The sequence below is a fragment of the Deltaproteobacteria bacterium genome (assembly GCA_030654105.1).
In the GTDB taxonomy this organism is placed as follows: Bacteria; Desulfobacterota; SM23-61; order SM23-61; family SM23-61; genus JAHJQK01.
In genome coordinates, this window is record JAURYC010000167.1 from 1 (window position 1) to 3604 (window position 3604).

General features: G+C 49.5%; 6 protein-coding genes. 2 read left to right on the plus strand and 4 right to left on the minus strand.

What is annotated here, in order from left to right:
• Positions 1 to 215 precede the first annotated feature (215 nt).
• The 4 genes from Q7V48_06960 to Q7V48_06975 all read right to left on the minus strand — a co-directional run bounded on the left by Q7V48_06960 (position 216) and on the right by Q7V48_06975 (position 1639).
• On the minus strand, positions 216 to 440 hold the full coding sequence (locus tag Q7V48_06960) for a type II toxin-antitoxin system Phd/YefM family antitoxin (GenBank protein MDO9210474.1): 225 nt from the start codon (positions 438 to 440) through the stop codon (positions 216 to 218).
• Positions 441 to 455: 15 nt separating this feature from the next.
• The gene (locus Q7V48_06965) at positions 456 to 704 is read right to left on the minus strand and encodes a type II toxin-antitoxin system RelE/ParE family toxin (protein ID MDO9210475.1); all 249 of its coding nucleotides are present in this window, start codon (positions 702 to 704) and stop codon (positions 456 to 458) included.
• Between the two features lie 50 nt (positions 705 to 754).
• Complete coding sequence (locus Q7V48_06970; protein ID MDO9210476.1) at positions 755 to 994, minus strand: hypothetical protein; 240 nt, start codon at positions 992 to 994, stop codon at positions 755 to 757.
• Positions 995 to 1186: 192 nt separating this feature from the next.
• Positions 1187 to 1639 carry a DUF488 domain-containing protein gene (locus Q7V48_06975; GenBank protein ID MDO9210477.1) on the minus strand — a complete coding sequence of 151 codons (453 nt, stop codon included), beginning with the start codon at positions 1637 to 1639 and terminating at the stop codon, positions 1187 to 1189.
• A 130-nt stretch (positions 1640 to 1769) separates the two neighbouring features.
• Here Q7V48_06975 and Q7V48_06980 point away from each other — a divergent pair, with 130 nt between their 5' ends.
• Together Q7V48_06980 and Q7V48_06985 are read left to right on the plus strand one after the other, a co-directional pair.
• On the plus strand, positions 1770 to 2570 hold the full coding sequence (locus Q7V48_06980) for an ABC transporter permease (protein ID MDO9210478.1): 801 nt from the start codon (positions 1770 to 1772) through the stop codon (positions 2568 to 2570).
• A 56-nt stretch (positions 2571 to 2626) separates the two neighbouring features.
• Positions 2627 to 3466, plus strand: coding sequence for an MBL fold metallo-hydrolase (locus Q7V48_06985; GenBank protein MDO9210479.1), 840 nt, complete (start codon positions 2627 to 2629; stop codon positions 3464 to 3466).
• Positions 3467 to 3604 lie beyond the last annotated feature (138 nt).

Sequence of the window (3604 nt, forward strand, 5' to 3'; positions counted from 1 at the left end):
CTGTGGGCCGAAGGCCCGTCTGCTCCAGTCCCGCCAAGCGGGATTCGCCCGCCGCAGGCGTAGAACACGCTGCCCTCAGAAGCGAGCACATTCCTCCCGACCGCCCACCTAAACTCCCAATTTTCGATTATGCAACGCCCATAACTATATAAAAGCCGGTTTTTTATTTATTACCGCCTGCGGTCGGGAGGAACACCAAGCTCAACCGCGGCAGACTACCGCCGTCGGCTGCAGCGATTTGTTCGCCTTCCGATCTTCTTCTTCAGTTCAGCTATTCCAATAGTCGGTGCAGCTTTTTCCGCCTCTTTGGCTTCTCTGAGGCAACGAAGATCGTCGTAGTCCTCGAGTTCCTCTTGAACCTTCAGGAATTCCTCATAGGGTAGAACGGCGTACTCTTTCTTCCCGTTTTTCTTAATAATCTGGGCACGTAAAGAAACCATTTCATCAACCTCCATTCATCGGTACGCTTCACGACGATGCCGAATCCGATAAATGATAATCGTTTCCCCTTCAATCTCAAACAAAACCCTGAAGTCCCCAACACGCAAGCGATACTCAGGGGTAAAATTTGTGAGCCGCTTGACATCTCCCCTCAAATCATCGCTCATCTCTTCAATTCGCGCTAGGACGCGGCCCTGAATCCGGGAAGGCAGACCTTCAATGTCTTTTATTGCCCTGGGTTTGAATCGAACGTCATATCTCATTGGTTCAGTGCTTTTGATCCATCTTGTTTAATATTGGCGAACGCTCGGACTCAGCGGCCCGAGCGTAGCGAGGGTCCACCTGCAGGCCTTTGTTCGGCTTTCCTCTTCCTCTTGATAATTGCCGCTAGACTGCGAAGGGCATCGTTTACCGATTCGTGGTCGGGAAAATACTCCGCCACGTCGGGGTCAATAACTACGACGTTGGTGCCCTCGGCATACCGCTTCGCATATTTACCGCGGACTCCGTCACTGAAGTCGTATTCTTCGAGCATCTCTAGATCATTCTTCATATCGGATTCTCTGGTGTTGCTACACCGGCAACTTCGAGCTTGGAGAGAGTTGATAGGGGCATGGGCGTATTATATCATGCTTTAAAGGGATTGGTCTTCATTATTGCTGTGCTAACGAGCCCTCAGACGCGAGCACGTTCCTCCGGAACACCATGATCTACACTCATGTCGCCTCGAAAAATATACTGGGGATCAGGAGTCCTTTCGATCATCAAGTTTATCGTCCCATATTTTTTCCGCTTCGATGATATGTACAACTTTCCATCCTCTCCCCTGCAGGCTGCCTCCGATGAATCTTCGATGGCAGCGCCAGGGCAGGCGTTCCGCACAAAGGATGGCGCAACGACAACGCGAAGCCATCCGCTCTAAAAGCTCCATGCCTACCAGGTATTCAAGAGTCTGGGTATAAGCCTCATAACCCCCCTTGCGGTACCCTCCCAGTTCCTTTCCTAAATAGTAATACCCGAATCCCTGTTCACCCAAAGATTGCAACAGGGTCTCTTTCTTGAAGTGAGGGAATTTACTGGTAGGAAAGCTGCGCACGTCCACCACCATCTCGATGGCATAAAATTTCAGCAGCTTTACAAATTCGTCAAGGGTCCGGTTGCTGGTCCCCAAAGTAAATATAATTTTCTCCAATACCATAAAGCCTATCGCCTATTCCTTTTTTCTAAGTAACACACTTCCTCCGCTGGGGCAAGAATTTAGTAGAAAGTCCCGGGGGTTGGTGGTATATTTTTACGGGGAAGGGGTGCAAAGAAATTTGGAAGGGATTTTGAGCAGAGGAAGACTTGCGGCCGTGGATGCTATCGGCCGATGGATGAATGATAAGTTACACTATTATCTCGATCTCTCCACCCTCCTTTATCTGGCCTTCAAAGAAATAGTCGCCGAGAGGGAAAAGGGTTTTTCCCTGGTCTTGGAAATTACTCTGCGCCAGATCTATTTCACCGGCGTGGAAGCCCTGAAGGTTGTCACCCTGGTTTCTCTGGCCCTGGGGACGATCGTCATCGTGGAAGTGGGAAGCCAAATGGCCCTTCTCGGGGGAGTACAATTCATCAGCACCATCCTGGTTGTGGTGATCATCCGGGAGTTAGGGCCTCTGCTCACCGCTATCATCGTGATCGGTCGGTCGGGAACGGCCATTGCCGCCGAGTTGGGGAATATGATCGTTGCCCATGAATTGGAAGCCATCCGGGTTATGGGAATCAACCCGGTTTATTTTATCGTTACCCCCCGGATCATCGGGGTAACCATCGCGGTCATCTGTCTGACCATTTATTTCAACGCCGTGGCCCTACTGGGAGGCTTCGTCGTCTCCAAGTTAATCTTGCCTGCGGATTTACCCGTGTTCCTGAGAGAGTTGATGGTCTCCCTCACGGTTACTGACCTGGTTTTGGCAATCTTGAAAAGTGCCGCCTTCGGCCTGCTGATCGCTTTGACCTGCACCTATCACGGGCTGACGGTGCGCTACTCCTCCATCGAGGTGCCGCAGGTGGCTACCAGAGGCGTGGTGAGCGCGATTTTATCCATCATCCTATTCAACGTGTTGTTAACCCTGTTGTTTTACCTGTGACCCTTAATCGGCCCAAACAAGTCGGAGCCAAATCTGAGAAACGAAGGAAGAAGGAGATGATAATTCGGTGCTGGGGAGCGAGGGGTTCCATTCCAGTTTCCGGGCAAGAATACCTAAAGTACGGGGGAGATACCACCTGCATCGAAATCAGATCGAGTGAGGATGAAATCATCATCATTGATGCCGGCACGGGTATCCGGAAGTTAGGGATTCGATTGCTGGAAGAAGAAAGATTTCAATACAATATGATTTTTACCCATTCCCATTGGGATCATATTTTGGGATTTCCCTTTTTTAAACCGATCTACCGGAAGGAAACGTCCATTCACATGTTTGGCTGTCCCTTTACTCAGGACTCCATAAAAAAGATGATCTCCAAAGTCATGGCGGCCCCCAACTTTCCGGTGGATTTCGAGAAGGTTCAAGCGAATATTTCCTACCATCAATCCTGCGCAAACAGTTTTGCCATTAAATCCATGAATGTAACCCCCATTGCCACCAGTCATCCCAATCCGGGGATCGGATATAAATTTATCGAGGACGGCCGGGCCTTTGTTTTCCTCACCGACAATGAGCTGACTTTTAAACATCCCGGCGGACTGGATTATAAGGACTATGTTAATTTTTCCTCCGGCGCGGATCTGCTCATTCATGATTCTGAATACACCGAGGAAGAATACAAAATAAGAAAAACCTGGGGGCACTCGGTTTATAAAGATGCGCTGAGGTTAGCCCTGGACGCTAAGGTAAAGAAATTTGGCTTGTTTCACCATAACCAGGACAGAACGGACGCCAGCATAGAAGAAATGATCCAAAACTGCCGCCAGGTGATCGAGGATCAAAAGGCCGATCTGGAATGCTTTGGGGTTTATGAAGGGATGGAAATCCAGCTTTGAGCAATAAAACGTAATGCCTGTTTCGTGTTACGAGTTGCGTGTTGGGTGTTGGGGGTTGCTTATGGCGTATTACCCCTAACCACTTGCGCCTTACGCCTTACGATTTTAATTTATGGACATTGTTCTTGAAGCCCTTGA

Bases quoted from the DNA above. Each gene is read 5' to 3' on its own strand.
- Q7V48_06960 (MDO9210474.1), bottom strand. From the start codon at position 440: ATGGTTTCTTTACGTGCCCAGATTATTAAGAAAAACGGGAAGAAAGAG.
- Q7V48_06965 (MDO9210475.1), bottom strand. From the start codon at position 704: ATGAGATATGACGTTCGATTCAAACCCAGGGCAATAAAAGACATTGAA.
- Q7V48_06970 (MDO9210476.1), bottom strand. From the start codon at position 994: ATGAAGAATGATCTAGAGATGCTCGAAGAATACGACTTCAGTGACGGA.
- Q7V48_06975 (MDO9210477.1), bottom strand. From the start codon at position 1,639: ATGGTATTGGAGAAAATTATATTTACTTTGGGGACCAGCAACCGGACC.
- Q7V48_06985 (MDO9210479.1), top strand. From the start codon at position 2,627: ATGATAATTCGGTGCTGGGGAGCGAGGGGTTCCATTCCAGTTTCCGGG.